At 70.2% G+C, this 22,205-nt stretch carries 23 protein-coding genes; 10 read left to right on the top strand and 13 right to left on the bottom strand.

Annotated features, from left to right (window positions below):
• Positions 1–15: 15 nt before the first annotated feature.
• Positions 16–1,449: a CitMHS family transporter gene (locus ACFVKT_RS27955; RefSeq protein ID WP_385736300.1), complete on the top strand. Its 1,434-nt coding sequence runs from the start codon at positions 16–18 to the stop codon at positions 1,447–1,449.
• A gap of 88 nt (positions 1,450–1,537) precedes the next feature.
• A complete protein-coding gene (locus ACFVKT_RS27950) occupies positions 1,538–2,770 on the top strand; it encodes an MFS transporter (RefSeq protein ID WP_385736297.1) in 1,233 nt (410 codons plus the stop codon).
• A 146-nt stretch (positions 2,771–2,916) separates the two neighbouring features.
• On the opposite strand, the gene ACFVKT_RS27945 is transcribed toward ACFVKT_RS27950, so the two are convergent.
• From ACFVKT_RS27945 to ACFVKT_RS27935, 3 genes are all read right to left on the bottom strand, one after another.
• Entirely contained in the window at positions 2,917–3,867 is a 951-nt protein-coding gene (locus tag ACFVKT_RS27945; RefSeq protein ID WP_385736294.1) for a DMT family transporter, read from the bottom strand.
• A 98-nt stretch (positions 3,868–3,965) separates the two neighbouring features.
• Entirely contained in the window at positions 3,966–4,691 is a 726-nt protein-coding gene (locus tag ACFVKT_RS27940; RefSeq protein WP_385736291.1) for an ArsR/SmtB family transcription factor, read from the bottom strand.
• Positions 4,692–4,936: 245 nt separating this feature from the next.
• On the bottom strand, positions 4,937–5,578 hold the full coding sequence (locus ACFVKT_RS27935) for a TetR/AcrR family transcriptional regulator (protein WP_385736288.1): 642 nt from the start codon (positions 5,576–5,578) through the stop codon (positions 4,937–4,939).
• A gap of 187 nt (positions 5,579–5,765) precedes the next feature.
• Here ACFVKT_RS27935 and ACFVKT_RS27930 point away from each other — a divergent pair, with 187 nt between their 5' ends.
• Both ACFVKT_RS27930 and ACFVKT_RS27925 read left to right on the top strand, forming a co-directional pair.
• The gene (locus ACFVKT_RS27930; protein ID WP_385736285.1) at positions 5,766–6,053 is read left to right on the top strand and encodes a YiaA/YiaB family inner membrane protein; all 288 of its coding nucleotides are present in this window, start codon (positions 5,766–5,768) and stop codon (positions 6,051–6,053) included.
• Between the two features lie 82 nt (positions 6,054–6,135).
• Complete coding sequence (locus ACFVKT_RS27925) at positions 6,136–6,762, top strand: TetR/AcrR family transcriptional regulator (RefSeq protein WP_385736282.1); 627 nt, start codon at positions 6,136–6,138, stop codon at positions 6,760–6,762.
• A gap of 32 nt (positions 6,763–6,794) precedes the next feature.
• Here ACFVKT_RS27925 and ACFVKT_RS27920 read toward each other — a convergent pair whose 3' ends face one another.
• Entirely contained in the window at positions 6,795–7,256 is a 462-nt protein-coding gene (locus ACFVKT_RS27920) for a MaoC family dehydratase (RefSeq protein ID WP_385736279.1), read from the bottom strand.
• Between the two features lie 107 nt (positions 7,257–7,363).
• On the opposite strand from ACFVKT_RS27920, the gene soxR reads away from it, so the two are divergent.
• Positions 7,364–7,885 (top strand): redox-sensitive transcriptional activator SoxR, encoded by a 522-nt coding sequence (gene soxR / locus ACFVKT_RS27915; RefSeq protein WP_385736276.1) that lies wholly within the window; start codon positions 7,364–7,366, stop codon positions 7,883–7,885.
• A gap of 43 nt (positions 7,886–7,928) precedes the next feature.
• On the opposite strand, the gene ACFVKT_RS27910 is transcribed toward soxR, so the two are convergent.
• Together ACFVKT_RS27910 and ACFVKT_RS27905 are read right to left on the bottom strand one after the other, a co-directional pair.
• Positions 7,929–8,663 (bottom strand): 3-keto-5-aminohexanoate cleavage protein, encoded by a 735-nt coding sequence (locus ACFVKT_RS27910; protein ID WP_385736274.1) that lies wholly within the window; start codon positions 8,661–8,663, stop codon positions 7,929–7,931.
• Between the two features lie 215 nt (positions 8,664–8,878).
• Positions 8,879–9,484 carry a hypothetical protein gene (locus ACFVKT_RS27905; protein WP_385736271.1) on the bottom strand — a complete coding sequence of 202 codons (606 nt, stop codon included), beginning with the start codon at positions 9,482–9,484 and terminating at the stop codon, positions 8,879–8,881.
• A 327-nt stretch (positions 9,485–9,811) separates the two neighbouring features.
• Between ACFVKT_RS27905 and ACFVKT_RS27900 the strand changes: the two genes are divergently transcribed.
• The gene (locus tag ACFVKT_RS27900) at positions 9,812–12,607 is read left to right on the top strand and encodes a penicillin acylase family protein (RefSeq protein ID WP_385736268.1); all 2,796 of its coding nucleotides are present in this window, start codon (positions 9,812–9,814) and stop codon (positions 12,605–12,607) included.
• 217 nt (positions 12,608–12,824) lie between these two features.
• On the opposite strand, the gene ACFVKT_RS27895 is transcribed toward ACFVKT_RS27900, so the two are convergent.
• Complete coding sequence (locus ACFVKT_RS27895) at positions 12,825–14,057, bottom strand: exo-beta-N-acetylmuramidase NamZ domain-containing protein (protein ID WP_385736264.1); 1,233 nt, start codon at positions 14,055–14,057, stop codon at positions 12,825–12,827.
• 319 nt (positions 14,058–14,376) lie between these two features.
• On the opposite strand from ACFVKT_RS27895, the gene ACFVKT_RS27890 reads away from it, so the two are divergent.
• Together ACFVKT_RS27890 and ACFVKT_RS27885 are read left to right on the top strand one after the other, a co-directional pair.
• Positions 14,377–15,141, top strand: a complete 765-nt coding sequence (locus ACFVKT_RS27890; protein ID WP_385736261.1) for an SDR family oxidoreductase — start codon at positions 14,377–14,379, stop codon at positions 15,139–15,141.
• 182 nt (positions 15,142–15,323) lie between these two features.
• Positions 15,324–15,917 carry a TetR/AcrR family transcriptional regulator gene (locus ACFVKT_RS27885; RefSeq protein ID WP_385736258.1) on the top strand — a complete coding sequence of 198 codons (594 nt, stop codon included), beginning with the start codon at positions 15,324–15,326 and terminating at the stop codon, positions 15,915–15,917.
• 157 nt (positions 15,918–16,074) lie between these two features.
• On the opposite strand, the gene ACFVKT_RS27880 is transcribed toward ACFVKT_RS27885, so the two are convergent.
• The 3 genes from ACFVKT_RS27880 to ACFVKT_RS27870 form a co-directional block, all read right to left on the bottom strand.
• The gene (locus tag ACFVKT_RS27880; protein ID WP_385736255.1) at positions 16,075–17,298 is read right to left on the bottom strand and encodes an acyl-CoA dehydrogenase family protein; all 1,224 of its coding nucleotides are present in this window, start codon (positions 17,296–17,298) and stop codon (positions 16,075–16,077) included.
• Between the two features lie 6 nt (positions 17,299–17,304).
• Positions 17,305–18,327, bottom strand: coding sequence for a phosphotransferase family protein (locus ACFVKT_RS27875; RefSeq protein WP_385736252.1), 1,023 nt, complete (start codon positions 18,325–18,327; stop codon positions 17,305–17,307).
• A gap of 191 nt (positions 18,328–18,518) precedes the next feature.
• Positions 18,519–18,815 (bottom strand): hypothetical protein, encoded by a 297-nt coding sequence (locus ACFVKT_RS27870; protein ID WP_385736249.1) that lies wholly within the window; start codon positions 18,813–18,815, stop codon positions 18,519–18,521.
• 120 nt (positions 18,816–18,935) lie between these two features.
• Here ACFVKT_RS27870 and ACFVKT_RS27865 point away from each other — a divergent pair, with 120 nt between their 5' ends.
• Positions 18,936–19,871 (top strand): NADP-dependent oxidoreductase, encoded by a 936-nt coding sequence (locus ACFVKT_RS27865; protein WP_385736246.1) that lies wholly within the window; start codon positions 18,936–18,938, stop codon positions 19,869–19,871.
• Positions 19,872–20,042: 171 nt separating this feature from the next.
• Here the strand turns inward: ACFVKT_RS27865 and ACFVKT_RS27860 are convergent, their stop codons facing one another.
• A complete protein-coding gene (locus ACFVKT_RS27860; RefSeq protein WP_385736243.1) occupies positions 20,043–20,384 on the bottom strand; it encodes a DUF202 domain-containing protein in 342 nt (113 codons plus the stop codon).
• The gene (locus ACFVKT_RS27855; RefSeq protein WP_385736241.1) at positions 20,381–20,773 is read right to left on the bottom strand and encodes a YidH family protein; all 393 of its coding nucleotides are present in this window, start codon (positions 20,771–20,773) and stop codon (positions 20,381–20,383) included. The genes ACFVKT_RS27860 and ACFVKT_RS27855 overlap by 4 nt, the downstream gene beginning before the upstream one ends.
• Positions 20,774–20,825: 52 nt before the next feature.
• On the opposite strand from ACFVKT_RS27855, the gene ACFVKT_RS27850 reads away from it, so the two are divergent.
• Complete coding sequence (locus tag ACFVKT_RS27850) at positions 20,826–21,635, top strand: hypothetical protein (RefSeq protein WP_385736238.1); 810 nt, start codon at positions 20,826–20,828, stop codon at positions 21,633–21,635.
• Here the strand turns inward: ACFVKT_RS27850 and ACFVKT_RS27845 are convergent.
• On the bottom strand, positions 21,614–22,132 hold the full coding sequence (locus ACFVKT_RS27845; RefSeq protein ID WP_385736235.1) for an NUDIX hydrolase: 519 nt from the start codon (positions 22,130–22,132) through the stop codon (positions 21,614–21,616). The genes ACFVKT_RS27850 and ACFVKT_RS27845 overlap by 22 nt on opposite strands.
• Positions 22,133–22,205: the final 73 nt, after the last annotated feature.

The raw sequence follows: 22,205 nt of genomic DNA, 5'->3' as shown, positions 1-22,205 counted from the left end.
GTTAGGTATCCACTCATGCTGACCATCCTCGGCTTCACCATGATCGCGACCTTCCTGGTCCTGATCATGCTGAAGAAGATGTCGCCGATCGCGGCGCTCGTGCTGATCCCGGCGCTCTTCTGCGTGTTCGTGGGGAAGGGCGCCGAGCTCGGTGACTACGTCATCGACGGCGTCACCAGCCTCGCCCCCACCGCGGCGATGCTCATGTTCGCGATCGTCTACTTCGGAGTGATGATCGACGTCGGGCTCTTCGACCCGATCGTGCGCGGCATCCTGAAGTTCTGCAAGGCCGATCCGCTGCGCATAGTGGTCGGCACGGCCGTGCTCGCCGCGATCGTCTCCCTCGACGGCGACGGTTCGACCACCTTCATGATCACGGTCTCGGCGATGTACCCGCTCTACAAGCGCCTCAAGATGAGCCTCGTCGTGATGACCGGCGTCGCCGCCATGGCCAACGGCGTGATGAACACCCTCCCTTGGGGCGGCCCGACCGCCCGCGCCGCCACCGCCCTCAAGGTCGACGCCAGCGACATCTTCGTACCGATGATCCCGGCCCTCGCCGTCGGCCTCCTGGGCGTCTTCGTGCTCTCGTACGTCCTCGGTCGCCGCGAGCGCACGCGGCTGGGCCGGCTGACGCTGGAGGAGGTCCTTGAGCCGCAGCAGGTACTGGAGCCGCAGGAGGCCGAGACGGTTCTGGTCGGTGCGGGCGCGGGTGGCTCGGTCGACCTTCACAAGAAGGCCGTGAGCACCGGCGGTTCGGGCTCCGGCACGGACGCGGACGCGCCTGAGGACGAGGACGACGACGGCTTCGCGGTCCTCGACCCCCACCGCGCCACCCTGCGCCCCAAGCTCTACTGGTTCAACGCGCTGCTCACGCTCACCCTGCTCACCGCCATGATCATGGAGCTGCTGCCGATCCCGGTGCTGTTCCTGCTCGGCGCCGCCCTCGCGCTCACCGTCAACTTCCCCCACATGCCCGACCAGAAGGCCCGCCTCGGCGCCCACGCCGAGAACGTCCTCAACGTCTCCGGCATGGTCTTCGCCGCCGCCGTCTTCACCGGCGTCCTCCAGGGCACCGGCATGGTCGACCACATGGCCGAGTGGCTCGTCTCCAACATCCCGGACGGCATGGGCCCCCACATGGCCTTCGTCACCGGCGTCCTGAGCATCCCGCTCACGTACTTCATGTCGAACGACGGTTTCTACTTCGGCATCGTCCCGGTCCTCGCCGAGGCGGGCCAGGCCCACGGTGTCTCCACACTGGAGATCGCCCGCGCCTCCCTCGTCGGCCAGCCGCTGCACATGTCGAGCCCGCTGGTCCCCGCCGTCTACGTCCTCGTCGGCATGGCGAAGGTCGAGTTCGGCGACCACACCAGGTTCGTCGTGAAGTGGGCGGCGCTCACTTCCCTGGTGGTGCTCGGGGCGGGAATCCTGTTCGGCATCATCTGACGCCGGCAGACGCAGGCGCAGGCGCACGGACGTCTGACCCACGCGCAGGCACGGACGCCCGTCGCTCGTCACCGGATGGAGGATCACTGTGGGGCCCGGTGGAAACCGCGGCTGGTTGCTGCGCCTGGTCATCGCTTTCAGCTTCGCGCAGGGAGCGGTGTCGATGGCGCGGCCGGCCGTCTCCTACCGGGCGCTCGCCCTCGGCGCCGACGAGCGGGCGATCGGCGTGATCGCGGGCGTGTACGCCCTGCTGCCACTCTTCGCGGCGGTACCGCTGGGCCGCCGCACCGACCACGGCCGCTGCGCACCCCTCCTGCCCATCGGCGTGGTGCTCATCGCGGGCGGCTGCGCGCTCAGCGGCAGGGCGGACTCGCTCACGGCGATGGCCGCGTGGAGCGGGGTGATGGGCCTGGGCCACCTCTGCTTCGTCATCGGCGCCCAGTCGATCGTCGCCCGCCAGTCCGCGCCGCACGAACAGGACCGCAACTTCGGCCACTTCACCATCGGCGCCTCCCTCGGCCAGCTCGTCGGCCCGATCGCCGCGGGCGCTCTCATCGGCGGTTCCGACATGGCGGGCACCAGCGCCCTGGCCCTGCTCGTCGCCGGCGGCCTCGCGGCGGTCTCGTTCACCTCGCTGTGGCGCATCGAACACCGTACGGCGCCCAAGTCCCGTGCGGCACAAGGCGACCGCGTCCCCGTGGGCCGCATCCTGCGCACCCGGGGTGTCCCCGCGGGCATCTTCAGCAGCCTTGCCGTGCTGTCGGCGACGGACATCCTCACCGCGTATCTGCCGGTCGTCGGTGAACACCGGGGTATCGCGCCGTCCGTGGTCGGCTTGTTGCTGAGTCTGCGCGCGGCGGCCACGATCGCCTGCCGGGTGGTGATGACGCCGATGCTGCGACTCCTGGGCCGGACAGCCCTGCTCAGTGTGACCTGTCTGGCGGCGGGGGTACTGTGCGCGGGCATCGCACTGCCGGTACCGGTCTGGGCACTGGCCGCGATGCTCCTGCTCCTCGGTTTCTGCCTCGGCGTCGGTCAGCCACTGTCGATGACCACGGTGGTCCAGGCCGCCCCCGACGGCGCCCGCTCCACGGCCCTCGCTCTCCGCCTCACCGGCAACCGCCTCGGCCAGGTAGCCGCACCCGCCGCGGCAGGTCTGGTCGCCGGAGCCGCGGGGGTGGCCGCGCCGTTCGTGATGCTGGGTGCGCTGCTGGTTGTGTCATCGGGGATCGCGTTGCGCTCACCCGCGCAGCCGGGGGCGGCTGGACGAGAGGAGCCCTTGCGACGCGGGGTGCCGGTGCGTCGCAGGAGCGACATCTGAGCGTCTCCCCACCCTGGCGAGGGGGCTTTCAGCCCGTCCGGCGTTTGAGGACGAGGCCGTTCAGGCCGATGCGGGGGTCTGGGGGCGGCAGCCCCCAGGAAGCAAGGGACGGGCAGGGGCGGAGGGGGCGAAAACCCGTCCAAGCCTCAGCCACGCTCCGGCACACGCTCCACCACCCCGCCCCTCGGCCGGGAGCGCGACACCGCCACCCCGGCCAGGCACAACCCCCCACCCGCGAGCGTCAACAGCCCCGGGACCTCCCCCAGGAACAGCCAGGACATCATCACCACGAGCGCGGGCACCGCATACGTCGTCGCCCCCATCCGACTCGCCGTCGTACGGGCCAGCGCATATGCCCATGTCGTGAACGCGAGCGCGGTGGGAAACACCCCCAGATAAAGCATGTTGAGCGTCGCGGACACCGGCGCGTCCGCCGCGTCATGGACGAGCTGCCCCGCGAACGGCAGACACGCCACCGCCCCGATCACGCAGCCGAACGTCGTGGCCTGGAGCGGACTCGCCACCCCGAGGACCGGCTTCTGAGCGACGACCCCGGCCGCGTAGGTGACGGCCGCGAGCAGACACAGCACGACCCCGAGGACCGAGGAGGAACCGCCCTCGCCCGACATCGACAGTCCCACGGCGACCGCCCCCGCGAACGACACCGCCATCCCGGCGAGCAGCCTCGGCGGCATGGCATCGCCGAGCAGCCGGGCCCCGAGCAGGGCGATGAGGATCGGGCCGATGTTCACGATCAGCGCCGCGGTACCCGCGTCCACCTGCTGCTCGCCCCAGTTGAGGGCGACCATGTAGACGCCGAACCAGAGCACCCCGGAAACGGCGATGCCCCGCCAGGCCGAACGAGGTGGCCAACCCGCCCTGCGTATCAGGCAGATGACGCCCAGCGTGACGGCTCCCGCCAGCAGCCTCCCGAGAGCGAGCGCGCCCGGTGAGTACGCCGCACCCGCGCTCCGGATCGAGACGAAGGCCGAGGCCCACAGCACGACGGTGACGGTTGCGGCGACCGCGGCGCGCAGGTCGGGCCGCCGGGCGCCGGCGGGGGATTGAGCGGGGGAGTGGGCCGGGGTGGTCATCATGCTCCTGAGGCTAAACGGGCTGCCGAGGCGAGGTCTCGCGGATTTCGGACGCCGCATTCCGGCTCTGACGTGGTGAGGCTCGTCCGGTTGGGTTGAGGTCAGTGCAGCGCCGTGGCCTCGACCCCGAGGAGATCGGCGAAGGCGCGTTCGCCCTCGGCGGTGACTTTGACCGCTCGCTCCGAGCCGATACGTACGCACCAGCGCGCGTCCAGCGCATGACGGCACAGGGCCGCGCCGGCGGTGCCCGCGAGGTGGGGGCGGCGCTCGGTCCAGTCGAGGCAGGCACGGGCGAGGGGGCGCCGGCCGGTGCGGTCGAGGCCGATGCCCGCCGTGTCGAACCAGCGGAGCCCGGCGTCCGTGAGAGCGAAGCCGGTGTCCTGGCGGATGAGCCCGCGGCTGGTCAGGGCATCGGTGAGAGCGATACCGAGGCGTCCGGCGAGGTGGTCGTAGCAGGTGCGGGCGCGGGCCATGGCGGATCCGGCGCCGGACTGGCGCAGGGTGCGGGGGCGGTGGGCGGCGGTGGGTGAGACCTGGGCGGCCAGGTCCTCGACGAGTTGTGCGACGCCGGCGTCGGCCAGCCGTACGTAGCGGTGCCGTCCCTGCCTCTCCTCGGTGAGCAGGCCGCCCGCGACGAGTTTGCCGAGGTGCTCGCTGGCGGTCGACGCGGCGACTCCGGCCTGCCGGGCCAGTTCCCCTGCGGTCCACGCCCGCCCGTCGAGCAACGCCAGCAGAAATCCGGCCCGCGTCTCATCGGCGATCAGCCCCGCCAACGCCGCAAGCCCCGGTCCCACCGGGTCCTTCGCCCTCGTCATGCCGTCCAGCATGCCCCGAGAACACTTCGGCGCCGGCCGAAGGGTGGTTGGGGGGTGTTTTTCGCCCCCTCCGCCCCTACCCGTCCCTTGTACCTGGGGCTCCGCCTCAGACCCCGCTCCTCAAACGCCGGAGGGCTAACCCCCCTTAGCCCGTCCGGCGTTTGAGGACGAGCGCGTTCAGCGCGATGCGGGGGCCTGGGGGCGGCAGCCCCCAGAAACGGGACGGGTAGGGGCGGAGGGGGCGAAAAACCCCCACCTCACTCCCCCCTCCCCACCCCCTCAAACCGCACCGCCAACCCATCCAACAACGCCCCCAAACCCGTCTCGAACGCCCGCTCGTCAACCTTCTCCTGCTGCTCCGCGAGGAGATGCGCCTGCCCGAGGTGGGGATAGTCCGCGGGATCGTACGCCCCCGCGTCGTCCACGAACCCGCCGGCGAAGGACCCGAGAGCGGACCCCATGATGAAGTACCGCATCAGCGCACCGATCGACGTGGCCTGGGACGGCGGCCACCCCGCCGTCACCATCGCACCGAAGACCGCGTCCGCGACCCGAAGCCCCGCAGGCCGCCGCCCAGGCCCCCGCGCCAGCACCGGCACGATGTTCGGGTGGTCGCGCAACGCCGCCCGGTAGGACAGCGCCCAGTCGTGCAGAGCCGTACGCCAGTCACGGCCGTCCTCGAACATCGACAGGTCGACCTGCGCGCTCACCGAGTCGGCGACCGCTTCGAGGATCTGGTCCTTGGTCGCGAAGTGGTTGTAAAGGGAGGGCCCGCTCACCCCCAGCTCGGCCCCGAGCCGCCGCGTCGAGACGGCCGCCAGACCCTCGGCGTCCACCAGCGCCCGCGCCGCGTCGACGATCCGGCCGGTGCTGAGGAGGGGTTTGCGCGGTCGGGCCATGGCGCACATAGTAGGGCTGGACCTAAAAGCTAGCAGTGCTAATTAAAATGCGATGGGGTGACTCGGTATAGACCTCGGTAGAGACCTGGAGCTCAGCGAGGAGCGGACCGAAGTCTCCGCCTTCTGAGTACGTGTCTGAGTATCCGGGCGGATACGTTCCCGCGGGCTACGGCCGACCCTGGACCCCATGAGTGAGACATCGGTCAAGCAGCAGTCCACCGCGGCCTTCTACGGTCAGGCGGTCGCCTCCTTCGGTATCGCGCTGGGGGCGACCGCGCTCGGCATCTTCAATCTCCGGACCGACGCCTGGGTGCGCGCCTTCCTCGGCATCGCCGTCCTCTATCTCGTGACCTCGGCCTTCACGCTGGCCAAGGTGATCCGGGACCGTCAGGAGGCCGGGCAGATCGTCAGCCGGGTCGACCAGGCGAGACTCGAGAAGCTGCTCGCCGAACACGACCCCTTCGAAAAGCTCTGATACGCCCTGAGCGGGCAGGCTAAGCGCTCGCTCAGGTTCGGAGGTATGGTGTCACCCTGCCAGTGGAAGGGGCGAACCAGCGATGAGTACGGCGGAGGAGACGGCGGGCGCCGAGGTGCAGCCGTGGGCCGAGGTGACCCCGGACGCGGCCCGGCGGCTGCTCGTCGCCGCCGTGGAGGCCTTCGCCGAGCGCGGGTACCACGCGACGACGACCCGGGACATCGCGGGCCGCGCCGGCATGAGCCCGGCCGCGCTGTACATCCACTACAAGACCAAGGAAGAGCTGCTCCACCGGATCAGCCGCATCGGGCACGACAGGGCGCTCGACATCCTGCGGACCGCGGCGGGGCGTGACGGCAGCGCCGCCGAGCGGCTCGCGGACGCCGTGCGGTCCTTCGTACGGTGGCATGCCGCGCAGCACACCACCGCGCGCGTCGTGCAGTACGAACTCGACGCGCTCGGTCCCGGGGCCCGCGCGGAGATCGTCGCCCTGCGCCGGCAGACCGACGCCGCAGTGCGCGGCATCATCGAGGACGGCGTCGCGGCGGGCGAGTTCGACGTGCCGGACGTGCCGGGCACCACGCTCGCCGTGCTCTCCCTCTGCATCGACGTGGCGCGCTGGTTCAACGTCAACGGCCCCAGGACCCCCGACGAGGTCGGCGCGCTCTACGCCGACCTCGTGCTGCGGATGGTGGGGGCGAAGCCGTAGCGGCGAGGGATCGGTTCGATCGGGGAACCGGTTCAGAAGTAGTAGCGCGACACCGACTCCGCCACGCATACCGGCTTGTCGCCACCTTCGCGCTCGACCGTCACCGCGGCCGTGACCTGGACGCCCCCGCCCGCCTCGGCGACCTCCGTGAGGACGGCGGTGGCGCGCAGCCGGGAGCCCACCGGGACGGGCGCGGGGAAACGGACCTTGTTGGTGCCGTAGTTGACGCCCATCTTCACGCCGTCGACGAGCATCACCTGCGGTACCAGTACGGGGAGCAGTGAGAGCGTCAGATAGCCGTGCGCGATGGTCGTGCCGAAGGGGCCCGCGGCGGCCTTCGAGGGGTCCACGTGGATCCACTGGTGGTCACCCGTGGCGTCCGCGAACAGATCGATCCGCTTCTGGTCGATCTCCAGCCAGTCGCTGTGGCCCAACTGCTCTCCCACCGCGGCCTTCAGCTCGTCGGCGGACTCGAAGATCCTCGGCTCTGCCATGTCCCTGGCCTCCTGCGTCTGAGTATCTAAGCGACTGCTTAGCATGGTCGCGTACGGTTCGGATGTCAACGGACCCCACGTGTGGCGAGGTGGGTAGGGTTGGAGGGGTGCCCCAGATCCCTGAGAAGATCCACGAGCTGACCGTCGGCCAGCTCTCGGCGCGCAGTGGCGCCGCCGTCTCCGCCCTGCACTTCTACGAGTCCAAGGGCCTCATCAACAGCCGCCGCACCACCGGCAACCAACGCCGCTATCACCGGGACGCGCTGCGCCGCGTCGCCTTCGTACGCGCCGCGCAACGCGTCGGCATCCCCCTCGCCACCATCCGCGAGGCGCTCGCCGAACTCCCCGAGGAGCGCACCCCGACGAGGGAGGACTGGGCCCGCCTCTCGGAGGCCTGGCGCTCCGAACTCGACGAGCGCCTCAAGCAGTTGAGCCGTCTGCGGGACCACCTGACGGACTGCATCAGCTGCGGCTGCCTGTCCCTGGAGACCTGCGTGCTCTCCAACCCGGACGATGTCTTCGGCGACCGGCTGACGGGCTCCCGCCTCATGGCGGAACGCGGCCGCCCGGCGGAGGTACCGGACGAGCGGGCCGACGCCCCCCGGAAGGCACCCGAGGACTGCCGCTGAGCCGCGCCCCGAGCCCCGTACGCCGGAGAAGCGGTTCCCGGCTCTACGACGTACGCCGCTCCCGCCCGTACTGGTACTGGACGAGTCCTTCCGCCACCAACTGGCCGTTGGACATGGCCCGTTCGCCGTCCGGCAGCAGCAAGGTGTCCTCCAGGCCGATCCGGGTGGCGAGGCCCAGCCTCCCCGCGAGCCGGAGCACCGGCCAGGTGCCGCCCTCCATGCCGTGCAGCAGGACCGGGCGGCCGTGGGCGGTGCTCAGGTCGGAGAGCAGGGCTTGGGCCGACTTCTCCGCTGTCTCGGCGGCGGTGTCCAGCACCTCGGCCAGTACACGCAGCACCTGTGGCCCCAGCGGTGACGCCGCGAACCGCTCGGCGCCGTCCGTGCCGGACCAGATGCCCGCCTCCACGCCGATTCCACGGTCGAGGAGCGCCGCCGCCACCGCCTCGGCGCCCGGCTCATGCCAGTTGACCGAGGCGTGATCGGGCAGCACCGTCCAGGAACGCACGCGCTCCACGCGGGCCGCGGGGTCGGGCTCGGCCCAGGCGCCGGTGGTCACGCCGACCGGTACGTCCACCCGTGCCCGTATCGCTTCGAGCGTCGGCGTAAGGGCTCTCGGTGACAAGGTGTCGTGCCCGCAGGGCGACTTGGGGTGGACATGGATGTCCGATGCCCCGGCCGCGACTGCTTCCGCCGCGGACGCGGCCATCGAGCCGGGCGACAGCGGCACGACGGCACCGTCACCGGCGCCCCGGGCTCCGTTCACACAGACCTGCACCATGCCTCGATAGTGCCAGCCGGCACCGACAACCCGGGTTCGTACGCCACCCGCGCCAGAAGCGCGACACCATACGGCCGGGCGCCCAGCCGCAGACACCTCACGGAGTTCCCGTAACCAGTCGCGCGCTCACGCCGATACGGTCGCGCGCTCACGCCGATACGGTCGCGCGCTCACGCCGATACGGTCGCGCGCTCACGCCGATTACGGTCGCGCGCTCACGCCGATATAAGAAGCCGCCGCCCGCGCCTGGCCTCCGCCAGCGCCTCCGGGGTGAGGACAGGTCGCGGCACCACGATTCCGCAGCGCGTGCAGACGGGACCGGACGACGGTTCGTGGGCCAGGTCGTACTTCCAGTCGAGGCGCTCGCCCATACACACCGGGCAGACCGCACCCGGCTCGCGCTCCAACGCGGCGATCAGCTTGCGCAGTACCTCGGCCAGTGGTTCATGAGGGTGGATCCGGGGATCGTCGCACCACGCGACGCCGAAGCCGCCCCAGGTCAGCCGGTGCCAGTCGTCGACGGTGCCCGGCCTGCGCAACCCGTCGTGCTTCTCCTTCTTGCGCCGCTCCGCGAACCCGACCTCGTAGGCGAGCCAGACCGAACGGGCTTCCTCCAGCTCGTCCAGTGCGGCCACGAGCCGCACCGGATCGGGGGAGCGGTCCTCGGGGCCGAACCCGGCCCGCGAGGACAGATGGTCCCAGGTCGCCCGATGTCCGTAAGGGGCGAACCTTTCAAGGCACTTGCGCAGTGAGTAGCGCCGCAGTGCCAGATCACTCCTCGGATCTCGCACCTGTCTCGCCAGACTCCGGAAACCGGCCATCGCCCTGCACCTCCGTCACACCTGCACCTGTACTTCGGTCACTTCGGCGTCGTCGCACGGACTTCGCCGAATAGACGTATCGACAAGCGATTCGGCTCCATCGGATTTCCGATGACCTTCAACAAGTCATCTGCCGAACCCCTCATGGCCTACCTCCGAACGCTGTGAGCTGCCTGTTGTCCGCCCGTCAGTTGCGCGGCGGGCACAGCGCCGGGGTGTGGGCGCTCCCTGGGGAGTACCCGATCCCAAAAAGTGACGCATGTTCATCTTCAAACACGGGGATACCGGCGGTAACGTCCGGCCCACCCCCCTTCGCGAGGAGCTGCCATGACACGGCGCACCCCACGCACCATCCTGGACAGACTGAGAACTCCCCGCAGATTGCCCAAGTTCCTGAAGGCGACATCCGTATGCCTTCTCATTGCCGGCCTTTTGTCTCCCCTTACCCAAGCGTCCGCCGCGGGTACGCCGGTCACGGCGGCCGCCGCCAACGACTACTGCGGCAGTCAGTGTTCCGACATCCTGCCGCCCGGTGAGAACGGCAACGCCACCCTCGCCCAGGTCCTGCTCAACCAGCTCTTCGGCGTCCAGCCGGCCCACGCCGAGGACCAGCTCGGCCCCTACGCGAACCTGGCCTCGGGCTACACCGCGCTCACCGACGCCAAGATCAACGACTTCTTCAACGACGCCTCGTTCGGTGTCGCCGCCGACCAGGTGGAGTCGACCCTCAGCCCGGCCGGGCGCACCGACGTCACGATCGTCCGGGACAAGAAGACCGGTGTCCCCCACATCACCGGCACCACCCGCTACGGCACGGAGTTCGGCGCCGGCTACGCCGCCGCCCAGGACCGGCTGTGGCTGATGGACGTCTTCCGGCACGTCGGACGCGGCACGCTGACCCCCTTCGCGGGCGGCGACCCCTCCAACCAGGCCCTTGAACAGCAGTTCTGGCGCACCGCGCCCTACACCGAGGCCGAACTGCAGGCCCAGATCGACAGCGTCACCACCAACAACGGCGCCCGTGGCCAGCAGGCGCTCGCCGACGTCACCGCCTACCTCGCCGGCGTCAACGCCTACATAGACGCCTCCGACAGTGGCCGCTACTTCCCCGGCGAGTACGTCCTGACCGGCCACAAAGACTCCATCACCAACGCCGGGACCATCGAGCACTTCAAGCTCACCGACCTGGTCGCGCTGGCCTCCGTCATCGGCTCCCTCTTCGGCTCCGGAGGCGGCGGCGAGGTCAACAACGCCATCTCCCTGCTCGCCGCCCAGTCCCAGTACGGCGTGGTGGAGGGCACCAAGGTCTGGGAGTCCTTCCGCGAGCGCAACGACCCCGAAGCCGCCCTCACCCTGCACGACGGCCAGAGCTTCCCGTACGCGGCAAAGCCCGCCGTCGCACAGGGTCAGGCACTGCCCGACTCCGGCACACTGACCGAGGAACCGCTGGTCTTCGACCGCACCGGCAGCGCGGCCACCGCGACCGCCAACAGCACCTCGGCCACGGCGGCCGCCGCAGCCCTCAGCTCGGCCAAGAAGGGCATGTCCAACGCCCTTGTGGTGAGCGGCGACCACACCGCGAGCGGACACCCGATCGCCGTCTTCGGCCCACAGACCGGCTACTTCGCGCCACAGCTCCTGATGCTCCAGGAGATCCAGGGCCCGGGCCTCAGCGCCCGTGGTGCCTCGTTCGCGGGTCTGAGCTTCTATGTCGAACTCGGCCGTGGTCAGGACTACTCCTGGAGCGCCACGACCTCCGGCCAGGACATCATCGACACGTACGCCGTCGAGCTGTGCCAGGACGACTACCACTACCTCTACCACGGCACCTGCACGGCCATGGACAAGGTCGAGCACACCAACGCCTGGGTGCCGACCACGGCCGACCCCACCGCCGCGGGCTCATACCGCATGCAGGTCTACCGCACCAAGTACGGCCCGGTGACGCATCGGGCCACGGTCGGCGGCAAGAAGGTCGCGTACACCACCCTGCGCTCCTCCTATATGCATGAGGCCGACTCGATCATCGGCTTCCAGATGTTCAACGACCCGGACTACGTCAAGAGCCCGGAGACCTTCCAGGCCGCGGCGCAGCACATCAACTACACCTTCAACTGGTTCTACGCCGACTCGACCCACACCGCGTACTACAACAGCGGGAACAACCCGGTGCGCGCCGCCGGCGTGGACCCCGAGTTCCCGGTGTGGGCGCAGGCCGCGTACGACTGGCAGGGCTGGAACGGGGCGACGAACACCGCCACCTACACTCCGGCGTCCGCGCATCCCAACGACATCGACCAGGACTACTACATCTCCTGGAACAACAAGGTGGCCGAGAACTACGCGACGGCCCCCTGGGGCAACGGCTCCGTCCATCGCGGCAACCTCATCGACGACCGCGTGAAGAAGCTCGTGACCGCGGGAGGCGTGACCAGATCCGCGCTCGTGAAGGCGATGGCGGACGCCGCGCTCGCCGATCTACGGGCGGAGGACGTGCTCCCGGACCTGCTGAAGGTCATCAAGAGCCAGCCGGTCACCGACACCGCGGCCGCGGCGGCGGTGAACACGCTGACCACCTGGGTGACGGCGGGGTCGAAGCGCACGGAGACCGCGCTCAACTCGAAGACCTACGCCAATGCCGACGCCATCCGCATCCTGGACGCGTGGTGGCCACTCCTGGTGGAGGCCGAGTTCAAACCGGGCCTCGGCACCGGCCTGTACACCGCCATCACCAACAACCTCCCCATCGACGAGGCGCCCTCGGCCGGCCACGGCCCGACCGGCTCGCACGCGGGAAGCTCCTTCCAGTACGGATGGTGGAGCTATGTCGACAAGGACATCCGGGCGGTGCTCGGTGAGTCCGTGCAGGGCCCGCTGGCGCAGAAGTACTGCGGCGGCGGCACCCTCACAGGCTGCCGGGACATCCTGATCAGCACGCTCAAGACGGCGGCTGCCAAGACCGCGGCCCAGGTCTACCCCGGCGACGCCAGTTGCGCCGCCGGCAACCAGTGGTGCGCCGACTCGGTCATCCACCGTCCGCTCGGCGGCATCAAGCACTACAGCATCAGCTGGCAGAACCGTCCGACCTTCCAGCAGGTGGTGGAGTACACGTCGCACCGGTGACGGTGCGATAGCAGTACCGGTGCCGGCTCGGTCCGGTCCGGTCAGGTCCGGTCAGGTCAGGTCCGGTGCCTACGGTTGTTGGCCAACGAGTGTTTCCCCCCCCACGCTCGTTGGCCAACGGCCATAGGCCAACGGTCGTAGGCCAACGGTCGTAGGCCAACCGTCATTGGCCAGCAATCGTTGACCGGCAGTCGTTGGCCGACAAGCGCTCCTCACCTCACCGATACACGAGGTACTCCTTGCGCACGCGCCGGAATGCCGACAGTTCGTCCTGCCAGGCGGCCACTACCTCGTCGGCCGTCGCCCCCGCGTCGATCATCGTGCGGACGCCCGTGGACCCGGTCAGCTTGTCGATCCAGTTGTCGGCACGCCAAGTGAAGCCGCTCCAGACCTTCTTGGCGGTCACCAGAAGCGCGATCCCGGTACGCACGGGGTCGTACGCGACCCGGTCGTGCACATGGACCTGCACCCCGCCGATGGTCCTGCCCTGGAACTTGGAGAAGGTGGGAGCGAAGTACGCCTCCCTGAAGTGCACGCCGGGCAGCCCGAGTTGCCCGACCGCCTCGGCCCAGCTCCGGTCGATGCCCTCCGCGCCGAGCAGCTCGAACGGGCGGGTCGTGCCCCGCCCCTCCGACAGGTTCGTCCCCTCGAAGAGGCAGGTCCCCGAGTACACCAGTGCGGTGTCGGCCGTCGGCATGTTCGGGCTCGGCGGCACCCACGGGAGACCGGAGGCGTCGTAGAACTCCGAACGCCGCCAGCCCGACATCAGTACGGTCTCCAGCGGCACCGGCGTCGCCAGGAACTCCTCGTTGAACAGCCGCGCCAGCTCCGCGACCGTCATCCCGTGCGCCTGCGCGATGGGCTCCCGTCCGACGAAGGTCGCGAACTCCCTGTGCAGGACGGGACCTTGGGCCGCCCGGCCGGTCACCGGGTTCGGCCGGTCAAGGACCACGAAGCGCTTGCCCGCCAGCCGGGCCGCGTCCATGCAGTCGTACAGCGTCCAGATGTACGTGTAGAAGCGCGCGCCCACGTCCTGGATGTCGAAGACGACGGTGTCCACGCCGGAGGCGGTGAAGATGTCGGCGAGCGGCTGACCGCTCTTCAGATACGTGTCGTAGACGGGAAGTCCGGTCGCCGGGTCGTCGTAGCGGCCCTCCGAGCCGCCCGCCTGCGCGGTGCCGCGGAAGCCGTGCTCGGGGCCGAAGACGGCGATGAGGTTCACACGGTCGTCGGCGTGCATGACGTCGACGATGTGGCGCACATCGCGGGTGATGCCGGTGGGGTTGGTGACGACGCCGACGCGCTGTCCGTCCAGGGGGGTGTAGCCACTCGCGGCCAGGCGTTCGAAGCCGGTGCGCAACGGTCTCCCTCCCGCTGCTGCGGCGGGAGTCGCGGTCAGGCCTACCGCGCCCGTGGTGGCGGCGAGCAGGGTTCGTCGGGACAGGCGCATGGGGGGACCTCCGTGATCGCGGAAGGCTGGCATAGGCACGCTAGGGGCTCCCGCCGGAAGTTCGTAGCCTGTGGGCAGTCCGTGGCTTGTCGCACCCACGTGGCGGAGCCGCGAATGTCACAGCCCCGCCCGCCTCGCAGGCGGCGAATGTCACAGCCCCGCGCGCCTCACAGCCAGCGAATGTCACAGCCCCGCCCGCCTCGCAGCCAGCAAATGCCACAGCCCGCGCCACGCAAAGGCGCCCCTTCCCTCTCTACATACCGACTGGTTAGTCTGGCGCTGGGAACTGAGCCGATTGTCGTCGCCTCGAAGGAGACCGATGGTGGAAGCCGTGCAGGATGCCGGAGTGATCGTCACCGGAGCGGGGGGCGGTATCGGAGCCGCGCTGGCCCGCCGTTTCGCCGCCGAAGGAGCCCGGGTCGTCGTCAACGACCTGGACGCGGTCAAGGCGAAGACCGTGGCCGAGGAGATCGGCGGCATCGCGGTCCCGGGCGACGCGTCCACGATCGTGGCGGAGGCCAGGGACGCCCTGGGCGGCACGGTCGACGTGTACTGCGCCAACGCGGGCGTCGGTTCGGGCGGGACGGAGGCGGCCCCGGAGGACGTCTGGGCGCTCGCCTGGGACGTCAATGTCATGGCACACGTACGCGCGGCCCATGAGCTGATCCCCGCCTGGCTGGAGCGCGGCAGCGGCCGTTTCGTCTCCACGGTCTCGGCAGCCGGACTGCTCACCATGATCGGCGCCGCGCCGTACGCCGTCACCAAGCACGGTGCGTACGCCTTCGCCGAGTGGCTGTCCCTGACGTACCGCCACCGTGGTCTGAAGGTCCACGCGATCTGTCCGCAGGGTGTGCGCACGGACATGCTCGCCGCCACCGGCAGCGCGGGAGACCTGGTGCTCCAGCCCACCGCCATCGAGCCCGATGACGTCGCCGACGCCCTCTTCGCCGGGATGGCGGAGGACCGCTTCCTGATCCTGCCGCACCCCGAGGTGGCCGAGTACTACCAGGTGCGGGCAGCGAACCCCGACCGCTGGCTGACCAATATGAACCACATCCAGCAGAAATGGGAGGCCGCTCAGTGACCGAAGCCCGGCTCCACGTGGTTGACCACAAGTAGGGGCGCTCACAAATATTCGTCGCGGGTGGAGATCCTGCCCGACCTGCCGAGGGCCGCGAGTGGCAAGATCCTGACTCGGGAACCGTGTTCCCGATCGCACAAGAGCCCATAGGACAGCCAGTACATCGAGGAAGGCAGGTGGCGGCAGTGCCCAGAACGACGGACGGCGACAGTACGCCCGTGCCGCAGCGGCTCCTGGCCGCCGCCACCCGGCTCTTCGCCGAGCAGGGCTACGACCGGACCTCCGTGCAGGAGATCGTCGAGGCGGCGGGCGTCACCAAGGGGGCGCTTTACCACTATTTCGGCTCCAAGGACGACCTCCTGCACGAGGTCTACGCGCGCGTGCTGCGCCTTCAGCAGGAGCGGCTGGACGCCTTCGCGGGCGCCGACGCGCCCGTCGAGGAGCGGCTGCGGGGCGCCGCGGCCGACGTGGTCGTCACGACCATCGACAACCTCGACGACGCGTCGATCTTCTTCCGCTCCATGCACCACCTCAGCCCGGAGAAGCACAAGCAGGTACGCGCCGAGCGCCGCCGGTACCACGAGCGCTTCCGCGCGCTCGTCGAGGAGGGCCAGCAGAAGGGCGTCTTCTCCACGGCCACCCCTGCCGACCTGGTCGTCGACTACCACTTCGGCTCCGTGCACCACCTGTCGACGTGGTACCGCCCCGACGGCCCGCTCACCCCGCAGCAGGTCGCCGACCAGCTGGCCGACCTGCTGCTGCGCGCGCTGCGGCCCTGAGGCACTGAGGCCCCGCGGGGTCACGGATCCAAGGCCGGCCCGAGTCCATCGTCAAGGGCCCGTGCCGCCGCCTCCGTACGGTCCGCCACGCCCGGCTTCGCGAGCACGGCGGACAGGTGGGTGCCGGCGCCGTTTTTCACGCGCCCTCACCCGCGCCTCACTGGTGCTTCTTGATCTCCTGCCGCGCCAGCGACCGCTGATGCACCTCGTCGGGACCGTCGGCGAGCTGCAACGTCCGCGCGCTGGCCCACAGTTCGGCCAGCGGGAAGTCCTGGCTCACACCGCCCGCGCCGTGCAGCTGGACCGCCTTGTCGAGAATGTCGACGACCGTACGGGGAGTGGCGATCTTGATCGCCTGGATCTCGGTGTGAGCCCCCTTGTTGCCGACCGTGTCCATCATCCAGGCGGTCTTGAGGACCAGCAGACGCAGTTGCTCGACGGCCACCCGGGCATCGGCGATCCAGTTCTGGACCACGCCCTGCTGGGCCAGCGGCTTGCCGAACGCCGTACGGGACACGGCCCGGCGGCACATCAGCTCGATCGCCCGCTCGGCCATCCCGATCAGCCGCATGCAGTGGTGGATCCGGCCGGGGCCGAGCCGCGCCTGCGCGATGGCGAAGCCGCTTCCCTCCTCGCCGACCAAGTTGCCCACAGGGACCCGGACTTGATGGAAGGAGACCTCCGCGTGCCCGCCGTGGGAGTGGTCCTCGTAGCCGTACACCTGCATGGCGCGCCGGATTTCGACACCCGGGGTGTCGCGCGGCACGAGCACCATGGACTGCTGACGGCGGAGGTCGGACCCCTCCGGGTCCGTCTTGCCCATCACGATGAAGATCTTGCAGTCCGGGTTCATGGCGCCGGAGATGTACCACTTGCGGCCGGTGATGACGTACTCGGCGGATCCGTCGGAGGACCGCTCGATGCGCGTGGTGATGTTCGTGGCGTCGGACGAGGCCACCTCGGGCTCGGTCATCGCGAACGCCGAGCGGATCTCACCGGCGAGCAGCGGCTCCAGCCACTGCTTCCGCTGCTGCTCGTCGCCGAACTGCGCGAGCACCTCCATGTTGCCCGTGTCGGGTGCGGCGCAGTTCAGTGCGGTGGGCGCCAAGTGCGGGCTGCGGCCGGTGATTTCGGCGAGCGGCGCGTACTGGAGGTTGGTGAGCCCGGCGCCGTACCGGGAGTCCGGCAGGAAGAGGTTCCACAGCCCCTGGCTGCGTGCCTCGGCCTTCAACTCCTCGACCACGGCCGGGGTGTCCCACGGCGACGCGAGCTGAGCGCGCTGCTCCTCCGCGACGCTCTCCGCCGGATAGACATACTCGTCCATGAAGACGAGCAGCTGATGGCGCAGCTCTTCGGTGCGCGCGTCGAATGCGAAGTCCATGGCGGGTCAGCCTTCCTGAAGGGTGGTCAGGCCGTGCTCGATGAAGACGGGGGTCAGTTCGCCCATGCGGTCGAATCCCGCGCCGACCGTCTGGCCCTGCGTGTAGCGGTAGTGGATGCCCTCCAGGATCACGGCGAGCTTGAACCACGCGAACGCCGTGTACCAGGAGATGGCGGACACGTCGCGCCCCGAGCGCGCGGCGTACCGCTCGACGAGCTCGGCCGGATCCGGGTGCCCGGCGGCGGAAGCGGTCGTGCTGATGGGGGACTCGGTCGTTTTGAGCGGGATGCTGTACATGACCAGCAGCCCCAGATCCGTCAGTGGATCGCCGAGCGTGGACATCTCCCAGTCCAGGATCGCGTTGATCCGGTCGTCGGTGCCGATCAGCACGTTGTCGAGCCGGTAGTCGCCGTGTACGACGGTCGGTGCCGGGGAGTCGGGGAGCGCGCGCCCCAGGGTCGCGTGGAGCTCGTCGATCCCGGCCAGCTCGCGGTTCCGGGAAGCCTCCAACTGCTTGCCCCAGCGGCGCAGTTGGCGGTCGAGGAAGCCCTCCGGACGCCCGAAGTCGGTGAGTCCGACCTCGGTGGGAACCACCGCGTGCAGCTCGACCAGCGTGTCCACAAGACCGAGCACGGCGTCGCGGGTGCGCTCCGGGCCGAGCGGGGCGAGCTGCTCCGCCGTGCGGTACGGCGTGCCCTCGACGAACTCCATGACGTAGAACGGCGATCCCAGCACCGACTCGTCCTCGCACAGCAGCACCGGGCGGGGTACCGGCACCGCCGTCGGGTGCAGCGCACTGATCACCCGGTGCTCACGCTTCATGTCATGCGCGGTGGCCAGCACATGCCCGAGCGGAGGCCGCCGTACGACCCACTTCGCGCCGCCGTCCGTGACCGTGTACGTCAGGTTCGACCGTCCGCCTTCGATCAGCCGGCCGGTCAGCGGGCCGTTCACCAGCCCGGGCCGCTCGCGGTCGAGCAGGCCGCGCAGCCGGTCCAGATCGAGACCTGGCGGATGGTCTGGGGACATCGTCGCTCCTACGCGCCGGGAAACAGGACATGACCATGATGCCGACCAGTCGGTATGTCGTCCAGCGCGGGAACGAAACGTGATCGGCGTCTCCCCCGGACCCGAAGAAGACCCCTGAACTCAAGGGGCCCAAGGCCCTCGAAGGTGAAGGTAGCCAAGGATCGGGGGAGACGCCCAGTGGCCGGACCGTGTCAGTGGTCGTCCCAGTGCCCCTGGTGCTCGGCGTGCCGGTGTCCGTCGTGCGCGTAGTCGACGTGGTCGCCGTGCTTGACCGCGGGGTGCCCGCAGCCCTCGCCGTGCTGGTGGGCGTGCTCGGCGTGCGCGGTGTGGCCGCTCGGCTCGCACTCGTCCCAGTGTCCGGAGTGCTCGCGGTGCAGATGCCCGTCGTGCGCGTAGTCGACGTGATCGCCGTGCGGCACCGCGGGGTGACCGCAGGTGGGGCCGTGGGCGTGCTCGTGGGCGGAGTGCTCCGCGTGGAGGGTGGTCATGGGGCTCGCCTTCACAGGTTGGGGGGTTGGGGAAGGACGGCTCAGGCTAGCGGCAAAAAGCCTCTCAAATCATCCCATTCCGTCTTGCGTGCCGCCTCCGTACCACGGAGGGTCGATGGCATGAAGGCGATCAGCTACAGCCGGTACGGCGGGCCGGACGTCCTGGAGTACGGGGAGGTGCGCGACCCTAAGGTCGGGCCCGACACGGTCCTGGTGAAGGTGCGCGCGGCGTCGGTGAACCCCGTCGACGGGAAGTGCCGCGAGGGCCACCTCGACGGGATCCTGGACGCGGTCTTCCCGGTGATCCCCGGCTGGGACGTCGCCGGTGTGGTGGTCCAGCCCGGCGCCTCCGTCACGGAGTTCGAGGTCGGCGACGAGGTCATCGGGTACGCCCGCGAGGACTTCCTCTCCCGCGGCACCTTCGCCGAGTACGTGGCGGCCCCCGTGCGCACCCTCGCCCGCAAACCGCTGAACCTCTCCTTCGAGGAGGCGGCGGGTCTGCCCCTGGTGGGGCTCACCGCGTACCAGGTGATGATCAAGGTCCTCGATGTGAAAGCCGGCGAGACCGTCCTCGTCCACGCGGCGGCGGGCGGCGTCGGCTCGATCGCGGTCCAGCTCGCCCGGCATCTCGGCGCCCGTGTGATCGGCACGGCGAGCGAGTCCAACCACGATTTCGTACGGTCCCTGGGCGGGGAGCCGGTCACCTACGGCGAGGGTCTCGCCGATCGCGTACGGGCCCTCGCACCGGAGGGTGCCGACGCGGCCCTCGACACGATCGGCGGCGACACGATGAAGCTCTCGGCGGACCTGCTCGCTCCGGAGGGCCGCCTGGTGTCCATCGCCGACCCGGATGTCGTCAGTTTCGGCGGCCGCTACTACTTCGTCCGCCCGGACGCGGACGACCTCCAGCACCTGTCGGAGCTGGCCGACCAGGACATCGTCTCGGTCCACGTCTTCCAGACGTTCCCGCTGGACCGGGCGGCCGAAGCCCATCGGCTGAGCGCGGAGGGCCGTACGCGGGGGAAGATCGTGGTGACCGTCGACTGGACGGACTGAGCCCCCCGGACGCGGCGGATCGAGACCTCTCGGACTCGGAACGCAAGTGCCGCTTGAGACCTATCGGACTCGGAGCACAGGTGCCGCTTGAGACCTCCCGGACCCGGAACGCAAGTGCCGCTTGAGACCTCCCGGACCCGGAACGCAAGTGCCGCTTGAGACCTCTCGAAGTCACAACACCAGCGCCGCGGCGCACACCGCCAGTGCCGCCGCGCACAGCGTCGCGGCCGCCGCCTGCCGGGGTGCCAGCGGGGGCGGCCGGTCCGCGCCGGACAGTGCCGCGAGCACCCGGATGCGGCGGTGGGCGATGGCCAGGAGACCGAGCCAGAGCGCGCAGCACAGCGCGCACACCACGACCCCGGTCAGCGACCCGCCGCCGTGCAGGGCCGTCTTCACGGCCAGCACGGTGGCCACCGTGCCCGACAGGGTCGTACGCCGCCACGCGAGGCGCGTGCGCTCCGGTTGCAGGCCCGGGTCCCGCACCCCTTCCCCCTCCCGGGCGGGCGGGGTCATCCTTCCCGGCCGAGGAGTACGACGACGACCATGGCCACGGCGACGATCGCGACCACGATGCTCAGCACGGCCGGGAACCGTGACACAGGCAGGTCTTCGCCTTTCCGCATCGCCCTCTCGCACCGCACCCAGTGGTTGACGGCCCGCAGCGAGCAGAGCACGCCCGCAGCCAGCAGGGCCAGCGCGAGGCCGACTCGCCAGCCCGACCCCAGGTCCGGCAGGAACTGATCGACCGCGAACCCGCCGCCGATCAGCGCCAGCGCGGTGCGCAGCCAGGCGAGAAAGGTCCGCTCGTTCGCCAGGGAGAAGCGGTAGTCGGGCGTGCTGCCCTCCGCCCCGGCGTCCGGGGGCGCGAACCACAGCCGGACGTTCCGTACGATTTGGATCACGCCCTGGACCCTACCGGGAGCGTTGTCGGTGCGGCTCGCTACCGTTCGACGCATGGACGTTCCCCTGTCACTGGCCCGGTATGCCGCGCCCGGCCACGGCATCGCGCCGGCCGAGGAGCTGCTCGGGCTGGCCGGATTCTGGCCCGCGTACTTCCTCCCGGCCTGGGACGAGTTCATGGAGGAGCCCGAGCTCTTCGGTGCCGACGAGGCGGACGTCGACGCCGCGACCGAGGCGCTGTACAGCGCGCGCGAGGTCTGGCCGGCCTACCGAATACCGCTGACCGGTGGGCACCTGCTGTGGATCGTCCACCGAAACTTCCCGGACGACCCCGGCACCGACTACCTGATCACGCACCCGGACTGGGACCGGGACGCACCGCTGGCCTCACTGGAGGGTCACTTCAGCGGCCCGGGGCTGTCCTGGCCCGAGCTGGTGGCCGTCGCCGACTCGGCCCCGGCGCGGTCCGCGGGCGTACGCGACCCCGCGCTGCGGCTGCTCCTTCTGCTGCCCGCGTTCGGCGACGCGGACGTGCCGGTGGCGGAGGCGGTGTCCCGGATATCCGGCGCGCTCACCGCCGTGGGGGTGGCGGCGGGCGCGGCACCCGGCGTGGCCGAGCGGCTCCTCGACCATCCGTTCTGGGACGGCCCGACGTGGACGACGCAGGGCGAGAGCCCGCTGAGCGGTGGCGCGGTCGCGCCGAGCCCACTCAGGGTGTGCGACGGGCACTACAGCCCGCGCACCCTGCCCCTCGACCTGTGCGGCACCCCGGCCCACGCGCGGGCGCTGGCCGACGCGCTCGCGGGGGGCGGGTCGACAAGTGCTCCCGGTGCCGGTGTGGTTCAGGCTGCCGACGAGCGGTAGTCCTTGAGCAGCTCGTACGCCGCCAGGCCGTCCGGGACCCAGGTCCAGTCGGCGAGGTGGCGCTCCACCTCGTCCTCGGGGAGGAACTCGTGCCAGGCGACCTCCTCGGCCTGCGGGTCGACCGGCAGCTCGCAGCGGACCTCGTAGACGGAGGACCACCAGGTCTGGCCGGCGCCGTTGTCGTACAGGAACTTGAAAAGGGGCACGGGACGGGGGAGCCCGGAAACGCCGAGTTCCTCCTCGGCCTCCCGCAGGGCCGCGTCGTCGTAGGTCTCGCCCGCGCCGACGACTCCGCCGACGAACATGTCGTACAGGGAGGGGAACACGAGCTTGGTGGGTGTCCGGCGATGGACGAAGATCCGGCCCCCGGCGTCCCGGGCCTGGATGAACACGCACCGGTGGCGCAGCCCGAGCGCGTACGCCTCCCCGCGCGGGGACTGCCCGATGACCTGGTCGTTCTCGTCCACGATGTCGAGGATCTCGTCAGCGGCATTCATGTCCTCATCCAAGCAGGACCGGGCAACACCGCCAGGCCGGCCCGAGCTTGCCCGTCGCTGTCCAAGCAGGACC

Origin of the sequence: Streptomyces sp. NPDC127595 (genome assembly GCF_042671685.1) — a bacterium.
Lineage (GTDB): Bacteria > Actinomycetota > Actinomycetes > Streptomycetales > Streptomycetaceae > Streptomyces.
This window is presented reverse-complemented; position numbering and strand designations above follow the sequence as displayed.